The 13,342-nt window shown below is 73.4% G+C and carries 14 protein-coding genes; 3 read left to right on the top strand and 11 right to left on the bottom strand.

Translation table 11 applies throughout. The features are described 5' to 3' along the window. Positions 1 to 117: 117 nt before the first annotated feature. Positions 118 to 507 carry a hypothetical protein gene (locus ACFYPR_RS28495; protein WP_387263474.1) on the bottom strand — a complete coding sequence of 130 codons (390 nt, stop codon included), beginning with the start codon at positions 505 to 507 and terminating at the stop codon, positions 118 to 120. A 218-nt stretch (positions 508 to 725) separates the two neighbouring features. Here ACFYPR_RS28495 and ACFYPR_RS28490 point away from each other — a divergent pair, with 218 nt between their 5' ends. Both ACFYPR_RS28490 and ACFYPR_RS28485 read left to right on the top strand, forming a co-directional pair. Then, entirely contained in the window at positions 726 to 1,970 is a 1,245-nt protein-coding gene (locus ACFYPR_RS28490; RefSeq protein ID WP_387263470.1) for a cytochrome P450, read from the top strand. 92 nt (positions 1,971 to 2,062) lie between these two features. Beyond that, positions 2,063 to 3,097, top strand: coding sequence for a glycosyltransferase (locus ACFYPR_RS28485; protein WP_387263468.1), 1,035 nt, complete (start codon positions 2,063 to 2,065; stop codon positions 3,095 to 3,097). 108 nt (positions 3,098 to 3,205) lie between these two features. Here ACFYPR_RS28485 and ACFYPR_RS28480 read toward each other — a convergent pair whose 3' ends face one another. The 3 genes from ACFYPR_RS28480 to ACFYPR_RS28470 are packed head-to-tail and all read right to left on the bottom strand — an operon-like array spanning position 3,206 to position 5,152. Next, a complete protein-coding gene (locus ACFYPR_RS28480) occupies positions 3,206 to 3,856 on the bottom strand; it encodes a DUF3618 domain-containing protein (RefSeq protein WP_354857917.1) in 651 nt (216 codons plus the stop codon). After that, positions 3,853 to 4,320, bottom strand: a complete 468-nt coding sequence (locus tag ACFYPR_RS28475; protein WP_007464049.1) for a phage holin family protein — start codon at positions 4,318 to 4,320, stop codon at positions 3,853 to 3,855. The genes ACFYPR_RS28480 and ACFYPR_RS28475 overlap by 4 nt, the downstream gene beginning before the upstream one ends. Positions 4,321 to 4,351: 31 nt before the next feature. After that, positions 4,352 to 5,152, bottom strand: a complete 801-nt coding sequence (locus ACFYPR_RS28470) for a hypothetical protein (RefSeq protein ID WP_387263464.1) — start codon at positions 5,150 to 5,152, stop codon at positions 4,352 to 4,354. Between the two features lie 232 nt (positions 5,153 to 5,384). Between ACFYPR_RS28470 and ACFYPR_RS28465 the strand changes: the two genes are divergently transcribed. After that, on the top strand, positions 5,385 to 5,876 hold the full coding sequence (locus ACFYPR_RS28465) for a DUF4383 domain-containing protein (protein ID WP_354857909.1): 492 nt from the start codon (positions 5,385 to 5,387) through the stop codon (positions 5,874 to 5,876). A gap of 52 nt (positions 5,877 to 5,928) precedes the next feature. Here ACFYPR_RS28465 and ACFYPR_RS28460 read toward each other — a convergent pair whose 3' ends face one another. The 7 genes from ACFYPR_RS28460 to ACFYPR_RS28430 form a co-directional block, all read right to left on the bottom strand. Beyond that, positions 5,929 to 6,378 carry a GNAT family N-acetyltransferase gene (locus ACFYPR_RS28460; protein ID WP_387263461.1) on the bottom strand — a complete coding sequence of 150 codons (450 nt, stop codon included), beginning with the start codon at positions 6,376 to 6,378 and terminating at the stop codon, positions 5,929 to 5,931. Between the two features lie 70 nt (positions 6,379 to 6,448). Beyond that, on the bottom strand, positions 6,449 to 7,924 hold the full coding sequence (obgE, locus tag ACFYPR_RS28455; protein ID WP_354857905.1) for a GTPase ObgE: 1,476 nt from the start codon (positions 7,922 to 7,924) through the stop codon (positions 6,449 to 6,451). Positions 7,925 to 8,019: 95 nt separating this feature from the next. Continuing rightward, positions 8,020 to 8,274 carry a 50S ribosomal protein L27 gene (gene rpmA, locus ACFYPR_RS28450; RefSeq protein ID WP_007464062.1) on the bottom strand — a complete coding sequence of 85 codons (255 nt, stop codon included), beginning with the start codon at positions 8,272 to 8,274 and terminating at the stop codon, positions 8,020 to 8,022. 11 nt (positions 8,275 to 8,285) lie between these two features. Then, positions 8,286 to 8,600: a 50S ribosomal protein L21 gene (rplU, locus tag ACFYPR_RS28445; protein ID WP_007464063.1), complete on the bottom strand. Its 315-nt coding sequence runs from the start codon at positions 8,598 to 8,600 to the stop codon at positions 8,286 to 8,288. A 166-nt stretch (positions 8,601 to 8,766) separates the two neighbouring features. Next, positions 8,767 to 9,279, bottom strand: a complete 513-nt coding sequence (locus ACFYPR_RS28440; protein ID WP_387263458.1) for a hypothetical protein — start codon at positions 9,277 to 9,279, stop codon at positions 8,767 to 8,769. 118 nt (positions 9,280 to 9,397) lie between these two features. Continuing rightward, positions 9,398 to 12,451, bottom strand: coding sequence for an Rne/Rng family ribonuclease (locus tag ACFYPR_RS28435; protein ID WP_387263456.1), 3,054 nt, complete (start codon positions 12,449 to 12,451; stop codon positions 9,398 to 9,400). 131 nt (positions 12,452 to 12,582) lie between these two features. Further along, positions 12,583 to 13,302 carry a TIGR03936 family radical SAM-associated protein gene (locus ACFYPR_RS28430; protein WP_387263660.1) on the bottom strand — a complete coding sequence of 240 codons (720 nt, stop codon included), beginning with the start codon at positions 13,300 to 13,302 and terminating at the stop codon, positions 12,583 to 12,585. Positions 13,303 to 13,342: the final 40 nt, after the last annotated feature.

Genomic DNA, 13,342 nt, shown 5'->3' with positions numbered 1-13,342 from the left:
CTGTACGTCTTCAAGGCGGCCCGCAACGGGCCGCACGCGCCGCCGCCTCGGCGCGGGGGGGGGGGGGGGGGGGGGGGGCCGCCCCCCCCCCCCCCCCCCCCCCCCCCCCACGCCAGGTCAGGCATCACCGTCGCCCCAGCCGAGACCGCCGGGACCCGGCGCGTGGTGGAAGCCGGGATGCTCGGCGACATCGACGCAACGCTCCCCGTCCGGGCCGACCGCGCCACAGAACAGCCGCTCGGCCCGGTGCCACGCGTCGGCCGGTGACAGGGCCGCCGCACCGAGGGCCACCTCCGGGCGAAGCAGGCTCAGCGCCTCCGCGTACGCCACCGCCTGCTCGCGGGCGTCGGCCGCGCCCGGCGCGGTGAAGCCCAGGTGCACGGTGAAGAACCGGCGCGGCCGCATCGGCCGACCGGGCGGGCCGATCAGTGGGCGCAGAGCACGACCCGCGCCCGTCGCCGTGACCGCCCGCCGTTGCCGCCAGTGCGGCGCCCTGTTGTCGTGCATTCGCCCTCCCCGTGGTCGTGGCCATCGGCCCACCGAGGGCCGCACCGGCCGACCGGTGCTGCCGGCTCACGGCGGCCCCACCAGCTGAGCAAACCAGGTTCCGCCGCCCGTGGGAGGGGCCAGCCGACGCGCTGTCGCCGCGGGGATTCAGCGGCGGCAACACGGGTAGACGCAGCGCGACGGCGACGCCGGCCACCGCTCGCACCCGAGGAGACCCGATGGCGACCATGCCGGCCGACCGCACGCCGGACAGCACCATCGCGCTGCTCCGCGCCGGCTACCGGTTCATCGGTGAGCGCTGCGAGCGGTACGGCAGCGACGTCTTCCAGGCCCGCATCCTGCTCGCACCGACCATCTGCCTGCGGGGCCGGCCAGCCGCGATGCTCTTCTACGACAACGAGCGCTTCCAGCGCGACAGCGCGATGCACCTGCGGGTGCAGCGGACGCTCACCGGCCGGGGTGGCGTGCAGGGGCTCGACGGATCGGAGCACTCCGACCGCAAGGCCATGCTCATGTCGATCATGACGCCGACGGCCATCCAGCGCCTCGGGCAGCTCTTCGACGACGAGTGGCGGGCGCGGATCCCCGCCTGGGAGGCGGCCGGGCCGGTGCCGCTCTACGACGAGCTGGGCCGCCTGCTGACCCGGGCGGTCTGCGCCTGGGCCGGGGTGCCGCTGGCCACGTCGCAGGTCACCCGCCGCGCCGTCGAACTGCACGCCATGATCGAGGGCCCGGCGGTCGTCGGCCCACGGCACTGGCGGGGCCTGCTCGCCCGCCGTCGCGCCGAACGCTGGCTCGGCGACCTCGTCGAACGGGCCCGGACCGGCATCCACCCGCCGCCGGCCGGCAGCCCGCTTGAGATCGTGGCCGAGCACCGCGACGCGCGCGGGGCGCTGCTCCCCCGCCGGGCCGCCGCCGTCGAACTGCTCAACCTGCTGCGCCCGGTGGTCGCCGTGGACCGGTACATCGTCTTCGCCGCGCTCGCCCTGCGCGACCATCCCGGCTGGCGGGAGAGGGTCCACGGTGACGACGAGGCCACCGAGCAGTTCGTCCAGGAGGTACGTCGCTACTACCCGTTCTTCCCGATGGCCGCCGCCCGGGTCCGGCGCTCGTTCGACTGGGAGGGCCACCACTTCCCCCGAGGACGGCGGGTGCTGCTCGACCTCTACGGCACCAACCACCACCCGGCGCTCTGGCCCGAACCGGAGCTGTTCCGTCCCGAGCGGTTCGCCGGCCGCCGTGTGGACCCGTTCGAGCTGGTCCCGCAGGGCGGCGGCGACCACACCACCGGGCACCGCTGCGCCGGCGAGTGGATCACCATCGACCTGATGAAGCGGGCGGTCACGAACCTGACCGGCGGCATGCGCTACGAGGTCCCGCCGCAGGACCTGACCCTGGACCTGCGGCGCATGCCCGCGCTGCCGCCCAGCGGCCTGACCCTCACCAACATCCGCCGCGCCTGACCCCGTCGCCGGTTTGGATCGAGGCAGGGCGGGCACGTGCAGCGGGCGGCCCGCCCACCGCCGGCCGCGGACCGCCTGCCCAGGAGGCGCCGATGCCCTTCCCGGCCGCCGGTGACGCCGCCCGGCGAGCCGGGCACGACAACACCGGCACACCGCCGACCACCCTGCCGCCGGCCGTCCTGCCGATGGCGTACGTGCTGCCGCTGCGCTGGCACACCGACGGCGGTCTGGACGAGCTGACCGGCTACCTGCGCCGGCTGAGCGGCCTCGTCGAGGTGCTCGTCGTCGACGGGTCACCTCCGGAGCTCTTCGCCCGGCACGCGGCGGCCTGGCAGGGGCTGGTCCGGCACCTGCCGCCCGATCCCGCCGGGCGAGGGCACAACGGCAAGGTGGTCGGGGTGCACACCGGCGTCGACGCGGCACACCACGAACACGTGGTCATCGCCGACGACGACGTCCGGTACGACGAGGCCGGGCTGCGCGCCGTGCACCGGCTGCTGGGCCGGGTCGACCTGGTCCGGCCGCAGAACTACTTCGACCCACTGCCCTGGCACGCCTGGTGGGACACCGGCCGGACGCTGCTCAACCGGGCGCTCGGAGACGACTACCCCGGCACCCTCGCGGTGCGCCGCAGCACGTTCCTCGCCATGGGCGGGTACGACCCGGACGTGCTCTTCGAGAACCTGGAGCTGATCCGCACCGTGCGCGCGTACGGCGGTGTCCAGGTCGCGCCGCCCTGGCTGTATGTGCGCCGGCTGCCGCCGGACGCGACGCACTTCCGGGGCCAGCGGGTCCGCCAGGCGTACGACGATCTGGCCCAGCCGGCCCGCCTGCTGACCGCGCTCGCGGTCCTGCCGGCGCTGGCCGCGGCGGTCGCGGCGCGGCGGCCCCGGCTGCTGCTCGGCACGGCGGCAGCTGTCGTCGCCGTGGCCGAGGTGGGCCGCCGCCGCGCCGACGGCGGGACCGTCTTTCCACCGAGCACCTCGCTGGCCGCCCCACTCTGGCTGCTCGAACGTGGCATCTGCAGCTGGCTGGCGGTCGCCCAGCGCCTCCTGCTCGGCGGAGTCCGCTACGGCAACACCCGTATCCGCCAGGCCGCTCGCCGACCGGGCCGACGCGGGCGCTGATCAGGCGTCCGCGCCGCCGCTGCACCGCGACCGCGTCGGGGCGCGGGTGGACATGCGACAGCTCGCGGCCACCGGGGTGAACGCGAGCTGTCGCCGATTGCGGTGGGCTCAGGAACTGACCTGCTGGCGGGCCTGCTGGGCCTGGTCCTTGACGTCCTGGGCGGCCGACCGGCCGTCGTCCTTGACCGCGTGCACGGCGTCCTGGGCGGTGGACTTCACCGACTCGGCGGCGTGCTGGGCCGGCTCGCGCAGCTCGTCCTTGAGCTCGCTGGCCACCTCGCCCAGCTTCTCCTTCACGGCGCCGCTGTGCTCGCTGACCTTGTCCTTGACCTGAGCGGCGGCCTGCTGCTCCCGGCGGGAGGCCGGGATCAGCGAGGAGGCCAGCCAGCCGACCCCGAAGGCGATCAGGCCGGCGGCCAGCGGGTTGCCCTGCGACTTCTGCCGGATGACCCGGGGCGCGCTGTGGGCGGCGTCGCTGACCGAGGAGGCCGCCGAGTGCGCGGCGTCGCTGACGCTGGAAGCCGCCGAGGAGGCACGGTCACCCACCGAGTGGGCGGCGTGGCCGGTGCCGTGGCCGAGGTCAGACGCGGTTCCCATGACCTTGTCCCTCACATTCTGCAGCGCGGAACGGGCCCGCTGCTTGCGGTCGTCGACGATGCGGCTCGGGCTGACCTTGTACGCCAGCGCGTCCACATCGGAGCTGAGGCTGTTGCGGGTGGCTTCGATCTCCCGGCGGATCTGGTCGGGATCGGTGCTCATCGGGTGACTCCCTCCGGGTGGGGCTTGAGCGCGTCGGGGATCCGCTGCACGCTGTCGTTGGTCTGCTTGAGCCCGCGTACGTGCTGGGCGTTCTTCTTGGCCATCGAGTAGAGGACGGCGGCGACCACGGCCCAGATGACGGCCACGATCAGCGCGGCCAGGCCGGAGTCCATGACGTTGTCCAGGAACTGCCACACGGCGATGGAGACGAACAACGCCACCATGTAGCCGCCGAAGCCGGCCCCGCCGAAGAGGCCTGCGGCCTTGCCGGCCTTCTTGCCCTCCTGGCGGATCTCGGCCTTGGCCAGCTCGACCTCCTGGCGCATCAGCGTCGACAGGTCGGTGGTGACCTGGCGCATCAGGTCACCGAGCGAGCTGCCCTTCACGTCCGCCGCGGTGTGCGGGGCACCCGCGTCGGGGTGGTAACCGGAGTCCAGGCCGGACCCCTGCGTCGGCATGGTCATGCCGTCGCCTCCCTTCGGATGACTCGGCGCCTCACGGGCGGGGGCTGCCGCTGGACGGCACGCCCGGCAGCGGGTCGGTCTGGGTCACCGGCGGCAGCGGCTGACCGGTGCTGGCCGGCTCGGTGTAGCCGTCCGGACGGGTCGGGTCGCTGTAGCCGCCGGGCGTCGGGTCGCTGTAGCCGCCGGGGGTCGGGTCGAGGTAGCCGCCCGCCGGGGTGGTGTCCGCGGTCGTGCGGGGTGCCGGCGGCGGCGTGGGGATCACCGCGGTCTGCTCCGGGTCGTACGCCCCGTTGCCGCGGTAGCCCGCGGAGCCGTTGCCGGAGTGGTCGCCGGAGTCGGAGATGCCGCGGGTCAGACGCCCGGCCAGCACGCCGAGCACCGCCGCGCCGACCAGGAAGGTGCCCGGGTTGCGCCGCGCGTAGTCGCGTACCTCGTTGATCAGGTCGCCGGGCTGGCGCTCCTCCAGCCAGCCGGCCACACCGTGCACCCGGTCGGCGGCCTGGCGGGCCAGCTCGCTCACCGGGCCGGCCTGGCCACCCTGCTCGGCCATGGTGCGCATCTCGTCGGCGATCGACCGCAGTCCGCCGGCGGCCCGGCGCTGCTGCTCACCGGTCTGGCTGGCGAGCTGAGTGCGGGCCTCGCCGTAGAGGTTGCGGGCCTGCCGGGCGGCCTCGCGGCCGACCTCGGTGCCCTGCTCCTTCGCGGTCTGGGCGACCGCCCCACCGGCGTGCGCCGCCTCGGACCCGACGTGGCGGGCCTGCTCGCGGACGCCGCCGCCGTTGGTGGACTCGTGCCCGTACGTGGAAGACGTGGGTGACACTTCGTAAGTCATGATTTCCCTTCCGCTCGGAAAGTCGTCGCGGTTGTGCTGGGGGGATGCGGCCGTGACGCCGTGGCCGCTGACAACTCACCTACCCTGCGTTTCGGCTTCCATACCTGTTCGTGCATTTCTCTGCGCGGCCGGTGGGATCGACTTCAAAATGGAGGATCGTCGGGCTGCGTCACGTCGCCGCTGCGGACAGCGAGGTTCGCGGGACCGGCAGATCCACGAAAAGGGGGCAGGGATGGCACGAGACGCGCGAGGTGGCCGACCTGCAGCCTCCCGACCCCGGGTGCAGGTGGTCGCGCTGGTCGTGGCCGGGGTCTTCCTGCTGATCGGAATCCTCGGCTACATCCCCGGCATCACCACCGACTACGGCGAGCTGACCTTCGCCGGGCACCACTCGGACGCCAAGCTGCTCGGGCTGTTCCAGGTGTCGATCCTGCACAACGCGGTGCACCTGCTGTTCGGGCTGGTGGGCCTGGTGCTGGCCCGCAGCGTCGCCGGCGCCCGGCTCTTCCTGGCCGGCGGCGGCGCGATCTACCTGGCCCTCTGGCTGTACGGCCTGGGGATCGAGGCGGTCGACCCCGAGGCCGGAGCGAACATCCTGCCGGTCAACGACGCCGACAACTGGCTGCACCTCGCCCTCGGCTTCGGCATGCTCGCGCTCGGGCTGCTGCTGTCCAACCAGGTGGGCACCGGTGGGCGCCTGGACACCCCGATCGACCGGCCTTGACCTGCCGATTCACGGCGCCTGACCGCCACCGCGGGCGAGCGACCCGTCGCCGTCAGGCCGCGACCGGGAGCCGCTTGGCGAAACAGACGCTGTACGGGTTGCCGACGTACTCCCCGTACACCGGGACCGGCTCGTAGCCGCACGAGGTGTACAGCCCGATGGCCGCCGGCAGGTACGTGCTGGTCTCCAGGCAGACCACCGTGTGCCCCTGCCGGAACGCGCACTCCTCCAACGCGGCGAGCAGTTGGCGGGCGATGCCCCGGCCCCGGTACGCGGGCCGGACGTACATCCGCTTGACCTCGCCGGTGACGGCGTCGAGCGACTGGAGCCCGCCGCAGGCGACCGCCCGGCCGTGCACCACCACCGCCAGGTAACGGATGTCGTCGTGGGCGACGGTGACCTGCCCGTCCAGCCCGCCGTCGGCCTCGCGCAGCTCACGCTGCTGGGCGACGACCAGGGCGGCGATCTCGGGATCGGTGGCGGGCCGCGACTCGATCAGCATCACCCCACGCTAGGCGGGGTGGATTTCGCGAAGGTTTCCGGCAGTCGTCCCGATCACGGAGAGCAACGGGCTACTCGGCGTCGTCCTCGTCCTCGATGTCCTCGACGTCGTCGTCGGACGAGTCCGCGCCCACCTCGTCCGCCGAGCGCACCCGGCGGGCCTTGCGGGCGGCGAGCCGCTCCGCCGCCGAGGCCCGGTTCGACTTCTCCTCCAGGCGGACGTCGGTGCCCCGGTTGCCGGGCGCGAACTCCACACCCGCGTACAGCGTCGGCTGCCAGTCGAACTCGCGCTCACCGATCCGGACCAGGTCACCGGGCTGGGCGCCGGCCTTGGCGAGCTTGTCCTCCACGCCGAGCCGGGCCAGCCGGTCGGCGAGGTAGCCGACCGCCTCGTCGTTGTCGAAGTTGGTCTGCTTGACCCACCGCTCCGGGCGTACGCCGCGGACGGTGAACGAGCCGTCGGCCTCGGCCGTGATGGTGAAGCCGGCGTCGTCCACGGCCATCGGTCGGATCACGATCCGGGTCGGCTCGGCCGGCGGCGCCGCCTTGCGCTCCGCCTCGACCAGCTCGGCCATCGCGTACGTCAGCTCCTTGAGCCCCTCCCGGGTGGCCGCGGAGACCTCGAACACGCGGTAGCCGCGCTCCTCCAGATCCGGGCGGACGATCTCGGCGAGGTCCCGGCCGTCCGGCACGTCGACCTTGTTCACGGCCACCAGCCGTGGGCGGTCGGTCAGCCCGCCGTACTGGCTCAGCTCGGCCTCGATGGCGTCGATGTCGGCGACCGGGTCGCGGCCGGGCTCCAGGGTCGCCGAGTCGATGACGTGCACCAGCACCGCGCAGCGCTCGATGTGCCGCAGGAACTCCAGGCCCAGGCCCTTGCCGGTGGCCGCGCCCGGGATCAGGCCCGGCACGTCGGCGACGGTGAAGGTGTGGTTGTCCATCCGGACCACACCGAGGTTGGGCACCAGGGTGGTGAACGGGTAGTCGGCGATCTTCGGCTTCGCGGCGGAGATCACCGAGATCAGCGACGACTTACCGGCCGACGGGAAGCCCACCAGGCCCACGTCGGCGACGCTCTTCAGCTCCAGCACGATGTCCAGCTGGTCGCCGGGCTCGCCCAGCTCGGCGAAGCCCGGAGCCTTGCGCTTGGCGTTGGCCAACGAGGCGTTGCCGCGCCCGCCGCGCCCGCCCCGGGCCACCTCGAAGGTGGTGCCGGCGCCGACCATGTCGGCCAGCACGGTGCCGTCGGTGGTCTGGACCACCGTGCCGTTGGGCACCTTCAGCACCAGGTTGTGGCCGTTGGCCCCGTCCCGGTTCGACCCGGCGCCGCCCTTGCCGTTGTCGGCCTTGACGTGCGGGTGGAAGTGGAAGTCGAGCAGCGTGGTCACCTGCGGGTCGACCACCAGCGACACGCTGCCGCCGTGCCCGCCGTTGCCGCCGTCCGGCCCGCCGAAGGGCTTGAACTTCTCGCGGTGGATCGAGACACAACCGTGCCCACCATCGCCGGCCTGCAGATGCAGGACGACCCGGTCAACGAACGTCGCCACGGCGTCAATCCTTCCAGCGAGGTCCACCTCGCACTTCGTGAAAAAGGCTAAGCGGGCCGGGACCCGGAGGTCCGCGGCCCGCTTAAGCCCGAGAGCTACTGCTGCGGAACGATGCTGACGGTCTTGCGACCGCGCTTGGTGCCGAACAGGACCGCACCGGCCGACAGCGCGAACAGCGTGTCGTCGCCGCCACGGCCGACCAGGTCACCGGGGTGGAACTTGGTGCCACGCTGCCGGATGATGATCTCACCGGCGCTGACGACCTGACCACCGAAGCGCTTCACGCCGAGTCGCTGGGCCGCGGAGTCACGACCGTTACGCGAGCTGGACGCACCCTTTTTGTGAGCCATTGGAGGACGACCTACTTCCCGCTGGAGATGCCGGTCACCTTGACCTGGGTCAACGGCTGGCGGTGACCCTGGCGCTTGTGGTAGCCGGTCTTGTTCTTGAACTTGTGGATCCGGATCTTCGGGCCCTTGGTGTGCGCGGCGATCTCGCCGGACACCGCGACCTCGGCAAGCTTCGCCGCGTCGGTCACCAGGTCGTCACCGTCGACGAGGAGCACCGCGGTGAGCTTCACCGCGTCACCGGGGGCACCGGTGAGCTTCTCGACCTCGATCACGTCGCCCTCGGCGACCTTGTACTGCTTGCCGCCGGTCTTGACGATCGCGTACATCGGAGGCGGACTCCCTGTCGTTGAGGCTGCTGGCGGTCGTCCCCGCGGCGGCTCGCCGGGTAGCAGTGCACGGCGGCGCGGGCACACGGGAACTCGGCACACCAAAGGTGGGCCGCAGGCAAGAGTACGCCATTGCCGGCCCGGACCCCAAACCGGCCCGCCCTGGTCAGCGGGCGCAGAGCTGGTCGAGGCGCTGCTGGAGCCGGTCCAGCTCGGTCTCGTCGATCGACTCGACGTCCGCGCCGAGTGCGGCGACCTCCGTACCGAGGTCACTGAGCAGCGTCTTGAGCTGCGGATCGGTCGACCGCGCCGACTGCTCCCGCAGCGCGGCCTGCCAGCCGGCCAGCGCCGTCCGCGCCCTCGTGCGGGCCGCATCGGCGGTGGCGGTGTCCCCCGCACCCACCGCCGCGACCATCCGGCCCAGCTCCGCCACGTACTCCCGGACGGCGGCGGCGCCGGCCTGCTGCGCCTCGGCGCACACCTGCCGGTTGCCGCCCGCGACACCGCCACCCACCGGCGTACCGGTCGATTCGCCGGGAGCGCCTCCGGACCCGGCGGCCGGGCCGGAAGCCCCGGCGGTCGCGCCGGTCGGGCCCGCATCGACCGACCGGTCGGCGGAGCAGGCGGCTCCGACGGCGAGCACGGCCCCCAGCACGGTGACGGCGAGCAGGCGAGGCATCTTCTTCTCCTGACCGGGGGGCGACCGCTCCCGGCCCAGGGGTGACCGGAACGGCGAGGTCCCTCCCCGTCACATTGCCGGGAAAGGGACCTCGTCAAACACCGGGCCGGTCAGGCCGTCAGGGGCGGGTCCGCCGACGAGCGCCACCGCGGCGGGAGCGGCGACGCCCCGCGCCACCGGCCTCCTCGTCGGTGTCGCCGTCGGCGAGCGCGTCCGGGTCGTCCGCCGCGGCCAGCCGGGCCGACTCGCCCTGCAGGCTGTCGGACACCGCCGGCGCCGCCTCGGTCTCCGCCTCGTAGCGGGACAGGTCGTACCCCATGGTGTCCTGGTAGTCGGCGTCCGGTTCGACGCTGGTGTCGGTGTCGACGACCTCGACCACCGCGCGCTCGGCCGGGGCGCTCTTGCGCGCCCGGCGGCGGGACGACGCGGTGCCGGCCTCGACGGCCGGAGCGGCCGGCGCCGACGAGGCGACCGCCTTGACCTTCTCCGCGGCCCCACCGGTATGCGGCTTCTCCGGCACCGGCTCGGTGTGGATGATGACGCCCCGGCCCTTGCAGCACTCGCAGGTCTCGCTGAACGCCTCCAGCAGGCCCGCGCCGATCCGCTTACGGGTCATCTGCACCAGACCGAGCGAGGTGATCTCGGTGACCTGGTGCTTGGTCCGGTCCCGGCCCAGGCACTCGGTGAGTCGGCGCAGCACCAGCTCCCGGTTCGACTCCAGCACCATGTCGATGAAGTCGATCACCACGATGCCGCCGATGTCGCGCAACCGGAGCTGGCGGACGATCTCCTCCGCCGCCTCCAGGTTGTTGCGGGTGACGGTCTCCTCCAGGTTGCCCCCGGAGCCGGTGTACTTACCGGTGTTGACGTCGACGACCGTCATGGCCTCGGTCTTGTCGATCACCAGCGAGCCGCCGGAGGGCAGGAAGACCTTGCGGTCCAGGCCCTTGATGATCTGCTCGTCGATCCGGTACTCGGCGAAGACGTCGCTCGTCCCGACGTGCCGGCGCACCCGGTCGACCAGGTCCGGAGAGACGTGCGACAGGTACGACTCGACGATGTCGTACGACTGCTCGCCCTCGATCACCAGCTCGCGGAAGTCCTCGTTGAACAGGTCCCGGACCACGCGGATGACCAGGTCCGGCTCCCCGTAGAGCAGCGCCGGGGCGCCACCCTCGGCGGCCTTGGCCTGGATGTCCTCCCACTGCGCCTGGAGCCGCTTGACGTCGCGGGCCAGCTCGTCCTCGCTGGCGCCCTCGGCGGCGGTGCGGACGATCACGCCCGCGCCGTCCGGGACCAGCTTCTTGAGCACGTCGCGCAGCCGCTTGCGCTCGGTGTCCGGCAGCTTGCGGCTGATCCCGGACGCGTTGCCGTTGGGCACGTAGACCAGGTGCCGGCCGGAGAGGGCGATGTGGCTGGTCAGCCGGGCGCCCTTGTGCCCGATCGGGTCCTTGGTGACCTGGACCAGCACCGAGTCGCCGGAGCGCAGCGCCTGCTCGATCGAGCGGGCACGCCCCTCCAGGCCGGAGGTGTCCCAGTTGACCTCGCCGGCGTACAGCACCGCGTTGCGGCCCCGGCCGACGTCGACGAACGCCGCCTCCATGCTGGGCAGCACGTTCTGCACCTTGCCCAGGTAGACGTTGCCGGCCATGGTGCCCGAGGAGTTACGGGTGACGTAGTGCTCGACCAGCACACCGTCCTCCAGGACGGCGATCTGGGTGCGGTCACCACGCTGCCGGACCGCCATGACCCGATCGACCGCCTCCCGGCGGGCCAGGAACTCCGACTCGCTGAGGATCGGCGGCCGCGTACGCCGCTGCTCCCGCCCGTCCCGGCGACGCTGGCGCTTGGCCTCCAGCCGGGTCGAGCCGGACACGCCCTGGACCTCGTCGACCGTGCGCCGCGGCTCGCGGATCTTGACCACGGTGGGCACACCGTCGTCGGCGGCTCCCTCGGTGTCACCGGCGCCGCGACGGCGGCGACGACGGCGACGACGGGTCAACCCGTCCCCGCCCTCGGACTCCTCGTCCTCGTCCCCCTCGGCCTCGGCCTCGGCGGTCTCCTCCTCGTCGGCCTGCGCCGCCTCGTCGGACTCCTCGTCCTCGGCGTCGTCGGCACCGCCCTTGCCCCGGCCCCGACCCCGGCGGCCACGCCGACGGCGGCGACGCGCGGCGGCGCTGTCCTCGTCGTCCTCGTCCGCCTCGATGGCCTCGTCGGCCTCCTCGGTCGGCTCCTCCTCGGCCTCGACCGGCTCCACCGGCTCGAGGTCGCGGCGACCGCGCCGCCGTCGACGGGACGGCTCGGCCTCGACGGCCGGCTCCTCGGCCACCGGAGCGGGCTCCGCCGGCCGGGTCACCGGCACGGCGTCCGGCTGGGGTGCCATGAACAGCACTGTGGGTGCGGAGAGCGCGGCCCGCCGACGGCGGGTGCGCGGCTGCTCGGCCTCGACGACCTCGGCAGGCTCGATCGGCTCATCGGCCACGTTCGCCACGGCGACACCGGGCGCCACCTCGCCGGAGCGCTCCCGCGCGTCACCGAACGCCTGCTCGGCGCCGGTTCCGTCCGGCGGGGTCTGCGCCTCGTTCAGCTCGGCTTCCGCCTGACGCAGGTCGGACTCCGCCGACGTCTCAGCGGCGTCCCCCTCGGCGGAGGGCTCCTCTGCGGCGGGCTCCTCGACGGCGGGCTCCTCGGCGGCGGCGGGCTCCACGACGGCCGGCGGCTCCTCGACGGCGGGCGTTGCCTTCTTGCGCCGGGTGCGGGTCACCTTGACCGGAGGAACGACCTCGGGGGAGGCCAGCTCCGCGCTGGCGGCGACCAGCGGCTCCTCGGCGGTCGTCTCGACGGGGGCCGCCTTGCGCCGGCGTCGGGGGGTCTTCGGGGCGACGTCCAGGTCACCGGAGACCGGGGCGAAGACCTCCGCCTGCGGCGACTCGACGGCGCCGGACCCGCCGGCGGACGCCTCGACGGGCGCCTCGGCCTGCTCCGGCTGGTTGAGCGGAGCGGCCCGACGCCGGGTGGCCCGCGCCCGCCGTGGCGGTGCGGCAGCCTCGGCGCTCTCCGCGCCCGCCTGCTGCGCGCCGGCGGCGCCGTCGGTGGTGGTGCTCTGGTCAGCGGTGTCGCCGGCCGGCTGTGAACCGGTCCGTTCGCCGCCCTCGGGCTCGTTCTCGAGCATGGACGTTCTCCAGTTCTGGCTGCCCCGGGCGCGGGTGAGCGCTGCCACGCAGGGTCGCCGCAAAAGTGTTTCCGCCGGGCGCGCGTGGTGCGCGACCGCCGAAGTCTGCCTGCAAGAGCGCTGACCGTCGGTCAGTGCCCAACGATGGCTGCCCCGCCGCGATCCGCATCCAACGGATCCACGATCGCACCCTGCGCGGTCAGCGTGCCCTGAGCCAGCCGGGTCACCCTCGGCGAGACCGGCGGCTCCAGGTCGGCCACCACGCGGAGGCCGGAAAGGACGTCATCGGGCCGTACGGACGGGGTGACCTGCCGCACGACCAGTTCGAGTATCGCACACGGTACGGCCGGCGCCCCGGAAGGCGTCTGCGTCGGGGAGAGGACATCGATCGACATAACCGCCGCACGGGCGTCGAAGGTGCGTCGCCCCTGCTTGGTCATCCGCTCGACCAGCACCTCGTCGGCAGCGGTGAAGGCGTCCACGGCGGCGCGCAGCGTCTCCGTGTCGACCTCGGGCAGCTCGATGTGCCAGTGCGACGCCTCGATGCGGTCCGCCAGGCTGCCGCCCTCGGCGATCACCACCTCCAGCACGTCCAGCCCGGGTGAGAGCGCGGCGTCGAGCGCGGTGCGCAGCGCCTCCGGCTCGACCGGCGCCTGAAGGCCGATCTCCAGGTACTCCGCCTCGCTCGCCACCCCGGTGGGCGCGGCGCTGGCGTAGGAGATCTTCGGGTGCGGGGTGAAGCCCTGGGAAAACGCGATCGGTACGGCGGCACGGCGCAGCGCACGCTCGAACGCCCGGGCGAAGTCCCGGTGCGAGGTGAACCGCAGCGGTCCGCGCTTGGCGTACCGGATGCGGGCGCGCTGAACGACCGGCGCCTGCCCACCCTCCGGC

The organism is Micromonospora sp. NPDC005254 (genome assembly GCF_042872525.1).
In the GTDB taxonomy this organism is placed as follows: Bacteria; Actinomycetota; Actinomycetes; order Mycobacteriales; family Micromonosporaceae; genus Micromonospora.
This window is presented reverse-complemented; position numbering and strand designations above follow the sequence as displayed.

Coding starts and splice junctions, on each gene's coding strand:
- ACFYPR_RS28495 (WP_387263474.1), bottom strand. CDS start 507: ATGCACGACAACAGGGCGCCGCACTGGCGGCAACGGCGGGCGGTCACG.
- ACFYPR_RS28490 (WP_387263470.1), top strand. CDS start 726: ATGGCGACCATGCCGGCCGACCGCACGCCGGACAGCACCATCGCGCTG.
- ACFYPR_RS28485 (WP_387263468.1), top strand. CDS start 2,063: ATGCCCTTCCCGGCCGCCGGTGACGCCGCCCGGCGAGCCGGGCACGAC.
- ACFYPR_RS28480 (WP_354857917.1), bottom strand. CDS start 3,856: ATGAGCACCGATCCCGACCAGATCCGCCGGGAGATCGAAGCCACCCGC.
- ACFYPR_RS28475 (WP_007464049.1), bottom strand. CDS start 4,320: ATGACCATGCCGACGCAGGGGTCCGGCCTGGACTCCGGTTACCACCCC.
- ACFYPR_RS28470 (WP_387263464.1), bottom strand. CDS start 5,152: ATGACTTACGAAGTGTCACCCACGTCTTCCACGTACGGGCACGAGTCC.
- ACFYPR_RS28465 (WP_354857909.1), top strand. CDS start 5,385: ATGGCACGAGACGCGCGAGGTGGCCGACCTGCAGCCTCCCGACCCCGG.
- ACFYPR_RS28460 (WP_387263461.1), bottom strand. CDS start 6,378: ATGCTGATCGAGTCGCGGCCCGCCACCGATCCCGAGATCGCCGCCCTG.
- rpmA (WP_007464062.1), bottom strand. CDS start 8,274: ATGGCTCACAAAAAGGGTGCGTCCAGCTCGCGTAACGGTCGTGACTCC.
- rplU (WP_007464063.1), bottom strand. CDS start 8,600: ATGTACGCGATCGTCAAGACCGGCGGCAAGCAGTACAAGGTCGCCGAG.
- ACFYPR_RS28440 (WP_387263458.1), bottom strand. CDS start 9,279: ATGCCTCGCCTGCTCGCCGTCACCGTGCTGGGGGCCGTGCTCGCCGTC.
- ACFYPR_RS28435 (WP_387263456.1), bottom strand. CDS start 12,451: ATGCTCGAGAACGAGCCCGAGGGCGGCGAACGGACCGGTTCACAGCCG.